The sequence below is a fragment of the Vibrio nigripulchritudo genome (genome assembly GCF_027924785.1).
Classification (GTDB): domain Bacteria; phylum Pseudomonadota; class Gammaproteobacteria; order Enterobacterales; family Vibrionaceae; genus Vibrio; species Vibrio nigripulchritudo.
On sequence record NZ_AP027050.1, the window covers coordinates 951,972 to 967,884 of the forward strand.

Below are 15,913 nucleotides of genomic sequence, written 5' to 3' on the forward strand. Positions count from 1 at the left end.
CTGGCATCTGCTTTTTGAATACTCAGATAAACAAGAAAGACTTGGTGTTCATCACTTGCTCCAAATTGTTAATCTTTAGGATGAAATTGATTTACACTCGCATTCAATAAGACCACAAATCAAGCTTAATGAAATGGACACTCAACGTCAGGGATCGACAAAAAACGTATTCTATCTTGGCTTAGTCAGCTTTTTTACCGACGCCGCGAGCGCGATGGTTAACCCGGTTCTACCGCTGTTTTTAGTGATTGTGTTAAGCACAGACATGCAGCAGGTCGGCGTAGTGCTGGCAGTGACCACCGTGGTGTCTTATTTACTTCGATTTGTATCTGGTTCCCTAAGCGACAAATTTGATCGCAATAAGCCAATGCTCATACTCGGCTACAGCATCTCTGCTTTGGCAAAACCTTTGTTTTCAACAGTCGGTGCCTGGCAGGAAGTTGCAGCGCTTAAATCGGTTGAAAGATTCGGTAAGGCGCTAAGAGCCGCTCCCAAAGATAAACTGATTGGTCTTTCCAGTAAAAAAGGGAAAGAGGGCAAGGGCTTTGGTTTACACAAAGCCATGGATGTTGCTGGCGAGTTCAGTGGTCTGGCTGTTCTGCTGCTTGTCATGGTTTACTTCGGAACCAGCGAGGAAACTTTCCGAACCCTCTTTCTGTTTACGATTATTCCGGGTTTGCTGGCAGTGTTGGTTTTAGCCTTCTGGGTGCGTGATGTAAAAGGTGGGGTAAGTAAAAAGAAATCAACGGTCATAAAGCTGGAACCAAGTCTCAGAACGCCTGTGATTACTTTCTGTTTTATGGCTATGTGCTCTTTTGGGGAAGCATTCTTCTTACTGCTTGGTAACGAACAGGGTATGTCTTTACCCACTCTGCTAACAATTCTTGTAGTGATTCGCGCAAGTCAGTTCGGTTTGAGTTTCCTCATCATAAACATCAACGACCGATTAAAGCCTGTTCAAATGCTCTCTATAGGATACACGTTAGGGTTAGCTTCCATGACGATCCTTTACCTGTCACCTCAATATCTTTTCATTCTGGCATTTGCCGTTTCTGGTATACACGACCTGATAATCATCAATGCGATCAGAACGCACATCAGTAAATTCGCATCTAATAAAGGCGCAGCATTTGGTATGTTTTACTTGTTGTACGCGATCTTTTCCGCGGTCGGTCTGGCACTGATCGGTTGGTTATGGGAAAGCCACGGCAGTCAGTTTGCAATACTTGCATGTCTGCTTGGTTCTGCCTGTATATTTATCATCCATTTGATCAGCGCAAAGCCTCTGTCGCTTAGAACGATGACATGAATAGAGATATAGAAAACCCCCCGAGTCTGATACGCTTAGGCATACCTTTAAAGCGAAACACAATGCGATGTTAGAAAAAGAAAATCTCCTTAAACTTGCACGTATGCAAATGCCTTATGGAAAATACGCGGGAAGAGTATTGATAGACTTACCCGAAGAGTATTTGCTCTGGTTTGATAAGAAAGGCTGGCCAAAAGGAGAGCTAGGTGACTTACTCAAACTATGCCTAGCGTTAAAAATTGAAGGGCTTGATAGCGTGGTTAAGCCTTTAAAGCGAATGTAACCCACCGCAGCACGCCTCACTAAAACTAAAAGACATACTATGAATTTTGATATCAATGCACTGAGACACCACCAACTGGTCGAAGATGGTCAACTAGAAGGGTGTTACATTCATCAGCCTGCCCAAGGCAGCCAGCAAGACGACAAAGCCGTTTTGGCAGAGCGCCAAGCGCTAGAAAAAATGGGATACAAGGTAGTACAGGTTAAAGCCAAAGGCGGAACAACAACGTTTGCCGAGGCGATGCAAAAGTTTGCGAAAAAGACGGGGCATCAGACTCAGTAATAAGCGGTTTTGAACTGCGACATCCTTCTTAAACTCTCTCAAAAGAAAAGCCCTCCAGGCTTGGGGTATCTGGTGAATTTGCACAAGGTTCGAAATCGAAGAAAACATCACGAAGCTGGATAATATTCGCTATTTTGGCGTTGAAATAGAGGATGTGCTGAATATCTTGAAAGGAGGGCAGCTCATAGCAAGGTCAGGTAGTGATATAGAAAAAGGTCGTTGACATTGTTTCTAATTAAATTTTCGTAAATACAATGTGTTATGTTGTCATTTTTTAGTTGTTAAGACGTATTTATATTTCTATATATGCCGTATTTATTCCTATAATTACAACCTTGCGTTATACTTCAAAAACGTTCGAAATTTAGGGGGTTCAAATGACAGCAGTTGATCGTGTTTATCAAAAGATAAAGCGTTCCAGACGCTATGTTTTTGAGCGCAAAGACTTTGATGGTTTTGCCAGCTACGACCAAATTGGTCGAGCGCTAAGGCAGTTGGTCAAACAAGGTGAGTTAATAAAGCTTGGCTATGGTCTCTACACCAAGGCAAGGATTAACAGTTTAACAGGCAAACCTATGCCCACTAACCCCGGTGGAAGCGATGCTCTTATGCGTGAGATTTTAAAGATGAAAGGCGTCGATTTTGAGATAGACAGCCTATCTTTGCAAAGCCTGTCCGGTGAAAGCAACCAAATTCCATCATCCGTTCAATACTCGTGGAACCCCAAACAGTTTAATCGCAAATTGGTTGTCGGTAACCGAGTATTAAATTCGCCAGGCTAATATGGAAAAACTAAAACAACAATTCCTTGAGGTTTCCGATGTGCTTGAGCTCGGAAACCCAGCCATCATTGAAAAAGATTATTGGGTTGTTGCGCTATTGTCTGAGCTAGCTAAAGTGAAAGCAGCCTCTCATCAAATGGTCTTTTCTGGCGGTACAGCCCTTGCAAAATCAAACGTTAAAATTCTTAGAATGTCAGAAGATGTAGACATTAAGTTAATCCCCAAACCAGCGTTTAATGAGCTAAGCCGCGCTAAAAAGAAAGCGGTTCGTAAAATATGCATTAATGAGGTTGAACAGGCCATCACTCAATCAAAGCTATTTACGATTGAAGAGCGTACTGTAAATGATGAATATCGATATGTTGAATTCGAATTCAGATACCCACAGCAATTTAGCCAGTCACCATGCCTTCGCCCCATTATTAAACTGGAGTTGATGGAAACAATCCCGTTACTCGATGTAGAACCTCGTAGTATTCAATCACTGGTTGCAGAGCTATATAAACAACCACAAGAAGTGAGCGCTTTCGATTGTATTTCTATCCACGCTACTTTAGTCGAAAAAGTAATTTCAATGTTGCGCCGTACCATGTCGGTGAAGCGAGATGTACAGCGTAAGGATGATGCCACACTGGTACGCCATATCTATGATGTTTACTGCATTTTAAAGACAGAAGAGCAGACAGAAAGCCTAGACCTTGAGGCGCTAACACCGTTATTTAAATCAGTGTTAGAAGAGGATATTGAGCGTTTTGGCAGTCAACATGCAGAGTTTGTTGTCAACCCAAAACAAGAGCTACAACTCGGATTGCAAGAAATTGAAGAAAACCCAGCCTTCCGCCAACGCTTCCAAGACTTTGTTACGCCAATGGTGTTTAGCGCCGAGCCTCATGATTTTGATACCTGTTTTACGTCTTTTAAGCGCATTGCAGAGTTGTTAATTAAAACAATTTAATCTATTTCAGAATCATTCGTGTCACTCACCGCTATTTATTATCAAGAAACCAAGCCCCTATAGACCATGATTAAATCAATAGATCGATCTGGCCTGCTTTGACACCACCCACTGCTCGAAGATGGCCAACTGGAAGGGTGTTACATTCACCAGCCTGCCCAAGGCAGCCAGCAAGACGACAAAGCCGTTTTGGCAGAGCGCCAAGCGCTAGAAAAAATGGGGTACAAGGTAATACAGGTTAAAGCGAAAGGCGGAACAACAACGTTTGCCGAGGCGATGCAAAAGCTTGCGAAGAAGACGGGGCATCAGCTTAAGTAATAAGCGGTTTTGAAAGAGAAAAGTTAATGGCTAGCAAAATGAAACACAAGTACTAAAGGTTCACCAAGCTCTAGATTTTGTGCGCGTAATAGACTGTGAGATTAAAAATTGGGTACATGCCTGAGATGGTAGACTCACTATTCCAACTTTTAATTTTGTCGTTGAGGATGGAATTGCAAGACAAAAAACGGACAATGCTTGATTTACTTCTTCAAGGTGCGCGAGATAATGGTGTTACCAAAAAGTGGGTAAGATACTTACAAAAAAACCTAGGTTAGCGGCCTAGGTTTTTTTGTACTATAGCTAAGTCAAATACTTGATTTAGCTCTACTCGTAAAGTTGCTTCTTAATTATACAAGCCATGAGTTTTTTTGCAAAAACTAGGTTAATGCATTGAGATATCGGATTATTTCAGGGATAATTCGCCTGCTACAGAGTAATTGCGGTTACAAATGAGAAACGAATTGTTTAGCTTTCAGCAAACAAAGTGTTTATTGGATAGCAAACTAAATGGGTAAGTCAAGGTGCTTGCATTTTGACCACTGTTTAAATTTCGTAAACTCAACACTGGCTTGGACTAGCAATCTAAGTAGCCTCTTGTAACCCTTGAGCTAGCTCTACTCGTAAAGTGGCAGCACCGAAGTACTGAAAGTGTAATCTAAAGGCGAAGGGAAACGGTTGTAGCTCTGTGATAGGAGCATAACGATGATTGAATATCTGGCCCTTGCTTTAGTGATCTTAGAAATCGTGCATAAAAGTATCGAAATCTATAACGACTTCAACAAGTAAAAGTACGAAGCACCGTAATCAAGGGAGTCGACCCGCAGTCGACTCCCTTTTTTGATCTTTGACTACGAGACTTTACCAACCATCTCGAAGCAACTACTTTAACTTATCCCTTTCCAAGCCCCCCTATTCCATAAGTTCTATTGTCACTTACAAATTTGATACCGTTTCGTAGGAATTGAAGCGTCTTTACAATAAGTTGGCCGTCACATCTGGACATGTAAACTTGATCAATAGAAAAACCTCAATTCAGTTCAACATTACGACGCTCTGATTTGGTCTATGGAAAGCTATATCAATGAATGAAAGCAATTATAGAGAAATCCATTTTTTCAGTGCTTTACCTGTAATATCAGACGTGGGCGCTATCCTCAAAAACTGATGTTAACTCGTACGCCTAATGATGGAAAATGTAGATGCACCGCTAATGATAGTACAACTCAAAAACGAGGTGAGGATATTCAACTCTGTGATATTCCATATTATAATTTATTGAATTGTAAGGTATTATTATGACAGCTTAATGTTGGAGATGATCATGAGTGACGAATTCATGCCAGAATTGAAGGGGTTGGAAAAAGAGTGCGAAGCCAAACATGGTGAGCTAATCAATTTGTTGAATGAGATTGATATTAAATGCGCGATAGCTGCACTTAAATTTGAGTCGATATTTGGTACTAGTTTGCCAATAATTTATGAAGCTCTCATAGCAAAGATACCTCATCTAAAAAGTTGTGATGGACGAAATATTACTCAGTCAGATTTAGAGGAAATTAGAGAGAAAATCGAGCTTGGGAGCTTCTTAACTCGCTTAAAAGGAATGTCAAAAAACGTAAAGAATACATCAGATGGTAAGCCCTCAGTAGGCGGGTTGTCATCATATGCGGCAAATAAAAACTTCATTAGAGGTGAGTTTTATGATGTACACGCAAAGGACTATTTGGAAGCTTTGTTTGGTCAGTTCTCTGAAGATCTTATAGAGGCAAATGGTTTTTGTTATGACGATGTATTGGATCTTTTTGATTTCGTTAACAAGTATTCACTGCAAAAAATGATTTCTTATCAAGATGATTCAAAGATCAAAAGAGACGAATTAATTGGCTTGTTCAAAGCAGATAAAAAGGCGTTCTTGAGATTTTTTCCCAAAGCGAAAATAAAAAACAAAAAACAGTGTTATAAGATCATCGATGAGGCTCTATACGTTGATTTTTTGAACTATGTGACTGACGCGTTCTTTTTTAAGTTGAGTGATATCGATGCAGGCGTTAAACGTGGCAATAGCAATGTCAAAGCGCTTTTGAAACACCTCACTGTAAATGACCTGACAGAGCTAGAAAGTACTAATAGCTATAATGTTTTTTCTAAGAAACCGTTCATCTGTTTGGATGATAATTACTTTTGTGTCCATTTAGACATGTTGTTAACTGCCTTTTATCAAGTTTCAGACGATTGTTTAAGGCAAGGGGCTAAAACGCAAAAGAGATATAATAAACACAGAGCGGCAACCTTAGAGAGAAAAGCAGTTTCTTTAATAACATCGGTACTAGATGGGGCTGAAGCATATGAGGAAGTTTATTATGATTCGGTTCACACTGGGGGTCGTTGTGAGGTCGATGGTCTAGTTAAATTTCGAAATACTCTTTTTATTATTGAGGCGAAAGCACATCGAGTAAGTCCGCCTGCAATTGAAGGAAAAGCACTAAGAATAGAGAAGCACGTTGAACAAATTGTCAATAGTGCATATTCACAGTGCATAAGAGCTAGAGAGTCGATGTTCGATGTGTCTCATGCCCCTAACTTGAGAGATAAAAACGAGAGGGCTATTGACTTAGATTTAACAGATGTGACAGATGTAATACTACTCCCTATTAGTCAAGAGAGATTAGATGAGTTTACTAGTAACCCTCAATATGTTTTGAGTTCAGGAAGGTTTCGCCCTTCAGACATGCCGTGGGCAATTAACATATTCGATTTGTATGTAGTTACTGACATGCTCCCTCAACCTCATGACTTTTTGGACTATATCCATCGGAGGATTAAAAATTCGGGTAATCAGAAAATGTACGTTCATGATGAGCTGGATTGGCTCGGTTATTATCTGTCCGATAGATTAAGAGGAATAGAAAGCGTTGAAGATGAGGGAGTGGATTTTGTTGCACTAGAACCAAACTCCGATAAATTTGATGAGTTTTATTTGAAAAATGGTGAAAAACCTCAGTTATATACACATGAATTCTTTAGCAAGCTAGTCCATGAAATGTGTCAGTATGAGCATGGATTTGAGTGCGCCAAGACGTTTGCTTTTTTTGATAAACAAGGGCAAGAAGAGCTAAAAGACATGGTAACCAAACAAGAGCAGAACCTTGTAACTAAACGTAAATCTGGCTCAGTTATATTCTCAAATGAAGAACAAAAAAAGGCATCCATATTTTGTTTCTACGTTCCAAGGCATGAAGAACACGAGCTTGAAAACTTTTACACAGGCCGAGTCGACTCGGCAAAAGAAAAATTGAGTGGACAAGATATGAGTGGATATAAACTGTACTTAGTAAAAATACCGTTGATGTCAGGCTTCTCTGTAACTGGTGTGGAACTCGCCCATACTTATTAAAATAGTATACGAGTTGAGAAAAAGACAAAAGGTTAGATTATAGATCTTTATATTTCGATTGCTTTGCAAACTTCAAGTAATTAATTAAGCTCTAAATTAGCAAATTTCCTGACACGCTAATGTCCAAAAATACCTTAGAGATTGATCAATCTTCCATGTGGTCAATCTCTACAGCCACTTCTTCAATCACGATCGTGATAATGCCCATCAAAAATGATCAAACTTTAGTTATCGCTCGTATCGTAATGGTGAGCTTTAACCGAGTACATTTTCGATCAATCTGTACCGGCTTCCATCAAATTTCAACTGAGATAATGAAGATGAATAAGGGTTACTGTGCTGTTACGTTTATGTTTTTTGCTGTTTTTACTCAGTGACGGTGTTTGCCAAAGGAGGGGAGATGTTTGACTTCAGTCAGTCATCAGACGCGTCCGAATGGATGGTGGTCAATGATGGTGTTATGGGGGGCGTTTCTCGTTCAAGTATGATTGTTGAGGACGGGACAGCTCATTTCTCTGGTCATCTGTCACTTGAAAACAATGGCGGATTTGCATCGGTCAGACGCCAAATGCCGAATATGTCCGACACTGCGTACAGCGTGGTGACGCTGCGCATAAAAGGGGATGGGCGTCCCTATCAGCTCCGAATTCGCACAGACAGTGCTTGGGATGGTGTAAGCTATCGCGCCCTTTTTAATACTTTGGACGGAGAGTGGATGACAATCACCCTGCAAGAAGCAGACTTTACGCCTGTTTTTCGGGGAAGGCGCGTTGCGAATGCCGCTGATTTCCGCTTTAAGGACACCAAGCAGTTTGGTTTCCTTTTAGCCGACAAACAGGCAGGTAAGTTCCACCTAGAGGTTTCTCACTTTTCATTTCAATGAACGCACGTACCAAAACGATCTAAAGTTTCTGGTTTCAGCGGATTGAACCATCCTGTCAGTAAATAGACTGATATTGCAATATGGTTCGACTTAAAACAATATTTAACTTGTTTACCCTCTTATAATGGTGCTTAATGAGTTTCATAATTAAGACTGAAATTGGGGAAGATCATGAAAAATAGCAGTTTAGTCACCGCGATACTTATGTCATTGACGTTTAGTGCCAATGCCGCGACCTTTCATCAGGAAGATGTGGAATTTATTAAGCAGGCTGAATCACTTGGTCTCGAACGTTCTGCGTGGGATCAGGGGGAGTTTGCAGCAATGACTTTCCCAAACGCTTATAAACTGACTCGCCACTACAGCATTTCTGCAGGTGAAGGAGCTGTGCCTCCTCAACGGCTAGTTGAAGAAAACTTGCTGGACTTGAACAAGCTGGAAGGGCTTGACGCAGATGGCAAGCACAGCCTGTATACGATATTACGCGACCGCCTGAAAAATCATGCCATGGTGGTGATTAAGGGTGACAAGATCATTCATCAGCACTTTTTCAACGGTATGACAAAAGACTCCACGCATCTTGATATGTCGGTCACCAAGTCTTTCACTGCGACGCTTGCGGGTATTGCTGTTAGCGAAGGTAAGCTGGATATGTCGAAGAACGTCGAGTTTTACCTTCCTCAATTCAAAGGAACCGCTTTTGAAGGCTCTACTGTTCAGGAAGTCTCTGATATGCGAAGCGGTTTAGCCATTAAAACGCCACCACATAAATCATGGGATCCAAGGTTAACCGAGTCACAAGAATGGCATGGTAAGAACGATTCGGGGCTTAATGGTATTAAAGATTACCTTGTTTTGATCGACGAGCGTAAGTATCCAACTGGTGAGGTTTACCAGTACCAAGACCCAAATACTGAGGTAATGGGTATGGTGGTTGAGAAAGTCACGGGGAAAACGCTGGCTGACTACCTAGAAGAAAAAATCTGGAAAAAGCTGGGTGCTGAAAACAACGCATACTGGATGGCCGACCCAGCGGAGTTTGTTGTTGCTTCTGGTGGTTTGAATATGACGACACGAGATCTGGCTCGTGTTGGTAAGATGATTGTGAATGACGGTAAAAACTACTTAGGTGAGCAGGTCATTCCAAAAGGCTTTATTGATGCGCTGTGGCAGGGCAATGACGAAGTACGTTCTGCATGGAAGAAAGGCAAAGAGTCCGCACTGATCAGCGATGCCTGGTATAAAGACCAGTATCGAGTTTTGAATCTGGGTGATCATAAGGTTCTTGTGATGATTGGTATTCATGGTCAGGTGTTGGCGATGGAGAAAGAAACAGGAACGGTCATCGCGATGAATGGTGGTTACCCGCAAACTGAAACCCCACGTATGGCGAATTTAATCTTCGGTCAGGTTATTCCAGCCGTTTTGGCCGAAGCAAAGAACATCAAGTAATTATTTTTGTATCTTGCCTTCTGTGAGTGATTAAAAAAACCGGCTGCCTAGCCGGTTTTTCTGTTTATGCCTGCTTTGTTAATGCTTACGGCTTGGACCGTTGCGTACCATGTCTTTTCCGTTTTCGTACAACTGGCTAGACACCCAACGGCCAAGCAACAGCTGGTGGTTGTCATCCAGCACGGCGACAAACGGACGACCATCGGCATTGGAAGTCGCCAGTGCAATACCTGCAACCCCGTTCAACCCCAGGCTGCCAGACTCGACAGCGATAAGAAATTGCTCAAGCTCATCTAAGGTTTCAATTATCGGGAGATCGTTATTCATTTTCTTTTCCTGTACTTCGTATTTCTATGGCGTGCTGTGGAGGCACCTTATTTTTCAATGGGCGTACTGTACCGACAAATCGTAATGAATGGAATCTCGAGGGTAAGCGCTGTTCACCAAAAAGCCAGACTCACTTCTGGCTTTTCTCTTTCCAATCAACGGATTTTATCTTTGTTGTTTCAACAGGTTGTGCAACGTTTACGGAGAGAGGTAATCACCATATTGAGCAGTTTTTTTGTAAATTAGAGTATATGTTCTATTTCCTGAACTGAGCTCATAAATTTTATGCAACTTAATTCACCTTGTTGAGCATAAGGAATATAACAGCGCCCTCAAACATATAACTAATTAATGAGTGTTGTTATGTCTCATACCCGTATATTTCCACGTCATCGCTTGGCGCTAGCTTGTGTACTTGCCAGTGTTTCCAGTTTTTCCTTTGCTCAAGAGCAGTGTGATATTCCCGAACTTCAACAGGCGCCCGATCTTGCTTTAGCCGTCTCTGAGGCGACCCATAATTGCTATGGCGCTTGGTTCTCTGCAACTGCTGATTCACTCAACGACATTTACAGTGAAGCGAGCCTAAGTCGTATTCAAATTGCGTTGAACCAAGCTATTGCTGGTTACAAAGGTGAGGCAGAGCAGGCGCGCAAACTAGAAAACCTTGGTGAGTTTGTACGTGCTGCTTACTACGTTCGCTATAACGCGCAACAGCCGGACTTTTCACAGGCATTAGGTCAAAGTTTTGCTGAGTCGATTAATGCGTTTTTAGCCAACCCACACGCTTTAGAACAAGGGCGCGAACATGTGGGGGCGATGAAAAGCCTGACTTTGATGGTCGATAACGTAAAGCAGCTTCCTTTGACTATGGGCGCACAACTTACGGCACTGCGTCAGTTCAATCGTGAAACCGCGAAAGATACGCAGTGGGTGGATGGGCTTAACAACCTCTTTCGCGCAATGGCCGGTCACGCTGCGCGAGATGACTTCTACAACTATATGGCGAGCAACACGCAACACATCGACGCGCTGGCGGTGTTTGCTCGTGATAACGCTTGGGCATTGAATACGGACGCGAGCTTCTTGGTTTATAACGCTGTACGCGAAACTGGTCGTTTGCTAGCAAGCCCAGACCAAAAAACCAAAGAGAAGGCACTGCGTGTGATGCAACAAGTGATGGAACAAAACCCACTTGGAAGTGAACACGACAAGCTTTGGTTAGCGGCGGTTGAGATGATGAGCTACTTCGCACTAGAGCATTTGAACGGTCTGGATTTAGACCAGGCGAAACATGATTTGGCGGCTCGCGTGCTGCCTAACCGTCATGAGTGTGATGGTCCGGCAATCATCCGGTCTCAAGATTTAACACAAGCGCAGGCTGTTGAAGCTTGCGAGGTTTTAGCGGCAAAAGAGGCAGACTTCCATCAAGTGGCGAACACCGGTCATCAGCCAGTGGCGGACGACAACAACGAGCGAGTCGAAGTCGTGGTGTTTGCGAACAATGGCAGTTACGTGGATTACTCGTCTTTCTTGTTTGGTAACACGACGGATAATGGTGGTCAGTATCTTGAAGGGGATCCTGCACGGGCAGGAAACGTGGCGCGTTTTGTCGCCTATCGTTTCGCTAACGGTGACGAGCTTTCAATTCTCAATCTAGAACATGAATATGTTCACTATCTAGATGCACGCTTTAACCAATATGGCTCATTCAGCGATAACTTGGCTCATGGTTACATTGTGTGGTGGTTAGAGGGCTTTGCTGAGTACATGCATTATAAACAAGGCTACGACGCGGCGATTGGTGTGATTGCTGATGGGAAGATGAGCCTGTCGGATGTGTTTGCGACGACTTATTCCCATGATACGAATCGCGTTTATCGTTGGAGTTACTTAGCGGTACGCTTTATGTTGGAAGAGCATTCGCAAGAGGTAGACCGTTTACTGGCGCTTTCTCGTTCTGGTGAGTTTGCCGAGTGGGCAAAACAGGTTCAATTATTAGGTGAGCAATATAATGGTGAGTTTAACCGCTGGCTAGACTCTGTTTCTGGTGAACCAGAACAGCCTAATCCAAACCCAAACCCAAATCCGGGTGAACCGACAGAGCCTTCGGATCAAGTAACCCCGTTAACAGCAAATCAAAGCGTGGTATTGAGTGGTGGGGCATACAGCGAGCAGTTGTTCTACGTTGATGTACCAGAAAACGCCACTCACTTTGAAGTTAAGATCCAAGGAGGCGACCAAGGCGATGCGGATTTGTATATGAGCTTTGAAAAAGAAGCCCATTACTACGACTTTGAGTTCAGCCAATATGGCACGGGCAGTAATGAGATCGTGACGTTTGAGCCAGAGCCATCGGGTTACATCAAACCGGGTCGTTATTACATGAGCATAACAGGTCGAACTGCGTTCGATGCGGTGACGCTCACGGCTTCATTGGAAACCAAAGCGCCAACACCATTCACACCGGAGCAAGATGACTTAGCGCCAGTGGTATTGGAATCGGGTCAAGCACAGATCTTAACGGTACACCAACAACGCTATGCTGCGGTTTATGTCCCGCAAGGTGTTCAAGAGGTACGGGTGTGGCTAACGGGTAAAGATAGCAATACCGAAAATGCTAACAAGCCAAACAATGGCAACGTGGATCTGTACGCGAGCCGAGCTTACTGGCCAACAGAAGAGCAGCACGAATACGTATCTAATTATTCGGGCAGCAATGAATATCTGCAAATCCCAGTGACAGAAGCGGGCTATTTGCACTTCTCGTTGAACGCGCCGCAACGAGGGGATGAAGTCGAGATGTTGGTGCATTTTCACTAACTAATGCTTGGTAAACAAACTTAAAGCCGAACTTCTGTGTTCGGCTTTATTTGTTTGTGTTTTATACCTACCAAGAACGAGTCTATGCCAAAGGGCTTACAACTCTTTGAGCATTTTTTGAAAAGAAGGGCACTGCAAATGGTCTTTAGCCGGGCAATTGGCGACGTGAAGCAAACTGTCTTTAATGCAAATCAACTGGCGGATGGAACGTTCAATGTCATCGACCTTATTGAGTAAGGCTTGCCGGTCGATATTCAGGTCGCCAGACTCATCAAACATACCGCGAATTTCATCCAGCGATAGACCCGCTTTTCTGCCCAAATTTATCAAAGCCAGTTTTTGAAGCACCTCTTTTGGGTACTGCCTACGCAATCCCTTTCTTCCAGCAGAGTGGATGAGTCCGATGGATTCGTAATATCTCAGCGCTGATGAGTTCAAACCGCTTTGTTTCGCAACCGTGCCTATATCCAACATAGTTATTGACTTGAAGTTAACTTTAAGTAGTAGCATCTAATCACTTCGTTGCACAAAAAGAAAGGACAGAAAAGGAAATGAGAGAAATTGTGTTGCAGGCACTGGTGATTGGAGTAGGCGCAACAGCATTTATGGATGTTTTTGCCTGGCTGCAAAAAAGATTATTAAACTTGCCATCGTTGGATTATTCGTGGGTCGGACGTTGGATGCTGTGCATGCGAAAAGGGCAGTTTATGCATTCACCTATTATGGCAACACCAGCACAGCGAGGTGAGACGGTATTAGGGTGGGTTGCACACTATGCCATTGGAATCGCATTTGTCTGGATTATGTTGTGTGTTCACCCGCAGTGGACCGAATCACCAAGTTTGGTTGTCGCACTATTCACTGGGTTTGTAAGTGTGGCGGCACCATATCTGATTATGCAGCCTGCGTTTGGGCTTGGAGTGGCGGCAAGAAACACGCCAAAACCTAACATGGCAAGAGTCAGAAGCGTCGTGGCTCATTTATCATTTGGGTTCGGAATTTATCTGACAACAGTCTCAATAAAACTGCTCATTTATCCTTATTCTTTATAGGGTTAGCGTTTATCATCTTTTGGCATAATTGATAAGAACTTCGCCTTGTTATTTCTGAATATTGGTTGCATATTTAATATTCAGTCCTTTGTATAGCCTGACTACTAAATCAATAACTGGCATTACATTGAAAAAGGAAGATTCGATACGAAACTAAAAAAACAAGAAAGGATAGGTTATGAGTAACAACAGTTGGAATAATTTTGGTGTTTTGAAGAGTGTCTCTAAAGATGACCGCTTTGTTTGGGTTTCCAATGAAGAGGGACGCCAGCTTAAAATGAGCATCGCCACTTATCAGGAAAGCGCAGAACAAGTGTATTCGAAGGCGCAGGCTTTGGTCGGAAAAAACGTAAAAATCCGGTCGAGTCAGAATTCGACCGATCTAAAGCATCTCGTTTGGTTCAACAGTATTGATAACGGTCCTTATTTGTCGTCGACTCACTAATTCCAATTCGCATTAAAGGCTACTTAACCGGTCATCAGACCGGTTTTTCTTTTTAGGCGTTCAACTAGAATCACTGCGTACAAATCTAATGCACATATACTTGCAGAACCTAGCATCTTTAGGTGACTTGGGTATACTATGCCGCTAATTGAAATTTATGTACCAGTCTTGGCTGGCTATCGTCGAGAGACGACAGCTTGTCATCAAAGGTTGTCTGATCTAAGGACCTTGCTTCAATGTCATTTTCTTCTCAAGGTTTCGCTCCTGAAGTAGCGAAAGCACTTACTGAAATCGGTTACGAAAAACTCACCCCTATTCAGCAAAAAGCCATTCCTATGGCGCGAAAAGGGCACGATATTTTTGCAACTGCTCAAACAGGAACAGGTAAAACGGCTGCATTCTCTTTGCCTGTGATTCAGCACCTTCTTGATTCAGGCAAGTCGCCATCAAAAGGCACAGCACGTGGGCTTATTCTGGCTCCAACTCGCGAGCTGGCTGCTCAAATTGCCGATAACATCAAGGCATACACCAAGTACACAGACCTCAATGTTGCCGCGGTGTACGGCGGTAACAAAATGTCTTCTCAGGTTCGTCAGCTTGAAAAGGGTGTCGATATTCTGGTTGCAACTCCGGGTCGTTTGAGCGAACACATGAGCGAAGGCAATGTGTCGGTTGCAAACCTTGAGTTCCTTGTGTTTGATGAAGCTGACCGAATCCTTGATATGGGCTTCATTAACGCGGTACGTGAAATCATGATGGAAGTGGAAACTGCACCACAAATCATGATGTTCTCTGCGACAACGTCTAGCCAGCTTAATCAGCTTGCAAGCGACATTCTTCGCAAGCCAAAGCGCATTAGTGTAGACAGCGAGAATTCAACAGCAGCGACGGTTGCACACGTTGTATACCCAGTGGATCAGGAACGTAAAACAGAGCTGCTTTCTGAACTAATTGGTCGCAAAAACTGGCAACAGGTGCTGGTGTTTGTGAACTACAAAGAAACCGCAAACGAGATCGTTAAAGAACTGAAACTCGATGGCATTAAAGCGGTACTTTGCCATGGCGATAAAGCGCAAAGTGCTCGTCGCCGTGCGTTAGATGAGTTTAAAGAAGGTAAAGCGCGAGTGATGGTTGCAACAGATGTTGCCGCTCGTGGTCTCGACATTGAAAGCCTGCCTCATGTAATCAACTACGACATGCCATTTCTTGCGGAAGACTATGTGCACCGTATTGGTCGTACAGGTCGCGCTGGCAAACAAGGGCATGCGGTTTCTTTTGTAAGCCGTGAAGAAGAACTGACTTTGGTTCAGGTAGAAAACCTAATCAAACAACGTATCCGCCGCGTTGAACAACCGGGATACGAGCCGAAACGTCGCGATGCTTACGTTCAGAAGCTTAACAGCAAAGATGCGTTCAAACATCGTCGTGGGCGTACCAATAACCCAGACGAGCCAAAAGATCAGGCGTCTGCGGAGCGTCGTTTGTCTATGATGAATAGAATCAAAGCGCGTCGCGGTAAGAATTAAGCTGAACAGATACAGAAAGTAAAGAGCCTCCATATGGAGGCTCTTTTGTTATAACCAGAGTATTGTAGAAACTCTGGGCTAT

The 15,913-nt window shown here is 43.2% G+C and carries 15 protein-coding genes; 13 read left to right on the plus strand and 2 right to left on the minus strand.

Going from position 1 to position 15,913, the window contains the following annotated elements; genetic code table 11:
- The first annotated feature begins 133 nt into the window (after window positions 1–133).
- From QMG91_RS22665 to QMG91_RS22705, 9 genes are all read left to right on the plus strand, one after another.
- Window positions 134–1,309 carry an MFS transporter gene (locus tag QMG91_RS22665; RefSeq protein WP_281832448.1) on the plus strand — a complete coding sequence of 392 codons (1,176 nt, stop codon included), beginning with the start codon at window positions 134–136 and terminating at the stop codon, window positions 1,307–1,309.
- A gap of 67 nt (window positions 1,310–1,376) precedes the next feature.
- Complete coding sequence (locus tag QMG91_RS22670) at window positions 1,377–1,592, plus strand: DUF3820 family protein (RefSeq protein WP_004405721.1); 216 nt, start codon at window positions 1,377–1,379, stop codon at window positions 1,590–1,592.
- 39 nt (window positions 1,593–1,631) lie between these two features.
- Window positions 1,632–1,874, plus strand: a complete 243-nt coding sequence (locus QMG91_RS22675) for a hypothetical protein (protein WP_281832450.1) — start codon at window positions 1,632–1,634, stop codon at window positions 1,872–1,874.
- Window positions 1,875–2,251: 377 nt separating this feature from the next.
- Window positions 2,252–2,656 (plus strand): DUF6088 family protein, encoded by a 405-nt coding sequence (locus tag QMG91_RS22680; protein ID WP_281832451.1) that lies wholly within the window; start codon window positions 2,252–2,254, stop codon window positions 2,654–2,656.
- Between the two features lies 1 nt (window position 2,657).
- Complete coding sequence (locus QMG91_RS22685; protein WP_281832453.1) at window positions 2,658–3,611, plus strand: nucleotidyl transferase AbiEii/AbiGii toxin family protein; 954 nt, start codon at window positions 2,658–2,660, stop codon at window positions 3,609–3,611.
- 111 nt (window positions 3,612–3,722) lie between these two features.
- The gene (locus QMG91_RS22690) at window positions 3,723–3,929 is read left to right on the plus strand and encodes a hypothetical protein (protein WP_281832708.1); all 207 of its coding nucleotides are present in this window, start codon (window positions 3,723–3,725) and stop codon (window positions 3,927–3,929) included.
- Window positions 3,930–5,253: 1,324 nt separating this feature from the next.
- On the plus strand, window positions 5,254–7,326 hold the full coding sequence (locus QMG91_RS22695) for a hypothetical protein (protein WP_281832455.1): 2,073 nt from the start codon (window positions 5,254–5,256) through the stop codon (window positions 7,324–7,326).
- 400 nt (window positions 7,327–7,726) lie between these two features.
- Complete coding sequence (locus QMG91_RS22700) at window positions 7,727–8,209, plus strand: CIA30 family protein (RefSeq protein WP_281832457.1); 483 nt, start codon at window positions 7,727–7,729, stop codon at window positions 8,207–8,209.
- Window positions 8,210–8,380: 171 nt separating this feature from the next.
- Entirely contained in the window at window positions 8,381–9,661 is a 1,281-nt protein-coding gene (locus QMG91_RS22705; protein ID WP_281832459.1) for a serine hydrolase domain-containing protein, read from the plus strand.
- Window positions 9,662–9,739: 78 nt separating this feature from the next.
- Here QMG91_RS22705 and QMG91_RS22710 read toward each other — a convergent pair whose 3' ends face one another.
- Entirely contained in the window at window positions 9,740–9,988 is a 249-nt protein-coding gene (locus QMG91_RS22710) for a hypothetical protein (protein WP_281832461.1), read from the minus strand.
- A gap of 363 nt (window positions 9,989–10,351) precedes the next feature.
- Here QMG91_RS22710 and QMG91_RS22715 point away from each other — a divergent pair, with 363 nt between their 5' ends.
- Window positions 10,352–12,808: a M9 family metallopeptidase gene (locus tag QMG91_RS22715; protein ID WP_281832463.1), complete on the plus strand. Its 2,457-nt coding sequence runs from the start codon at window positions 10,352–10,354 to the stop codon at window positions 12,806–12,808.
- A 96-nt stretch (window positions 12,809–12,904) separates the two neighbouring features.
- Here QMG91_RS22715 and QMG91_RS22720 read toward each other — a convergent pair whose 3' ends face one another.
- Window positions 12,905–13,318, minus strand: a complete 414-nt coding sequence (locus tag QMG91_RS22720; RefSeq protein ID WP_345739850.1) for a helix-turn-helix domain-containing protein — start codon at window positions 13,316–13,318, stop codon at window positions 12,905–12,907.
- Between the two features lie 41 nt (window positions 13,319–13,359).
- Here QMG91_RS22720 and QMG91_RS22725 point away from each other — a divergent pair, with 41 nt between their 5' ends.
- From QMG91_RS22725 to QMG91_RS22735, 3 genes are all read left to right on the plus strand, one after another.
- Window positions 13,360–13,860, plus strand: a complete 501-nt coding sequence (locus QMG91_RS22725; protein ID WP_281832464.1) for a DUF2938 family protein — start codon at window positions 13,360–13,362, stop codon at window positions 13,858–13,860.
- Window positions 13,861–14,038: 178 nt separating this feature from the next.
- Complete coding sequence (locus tag QMG91_RS22730) at window positions 14,039–14,305, plus strand: hypothetical protein (RefSeq protein ID WP_004405757.1); 267 nt, start codon at window positions 14,039–14,041, stop codon at window positions 14,303–14,305.
- Between the two features lie 236 nt (window positions 14,306–14,541).
- Window positions 14,542–15,831 (plus strand): DEAD/DEAH box helicase, encoded by a 1,290-nt coding sequence (locus QMG91_RS22735; protein ID WP_004405758.1) that lies wholly within the window; start codon window positions 14,542–14,544, stop codon window positions 15,829–15,831.
- The last annotated feature ends 82 nt before the right edge of the window (window positions 15,832–15,913 follow it).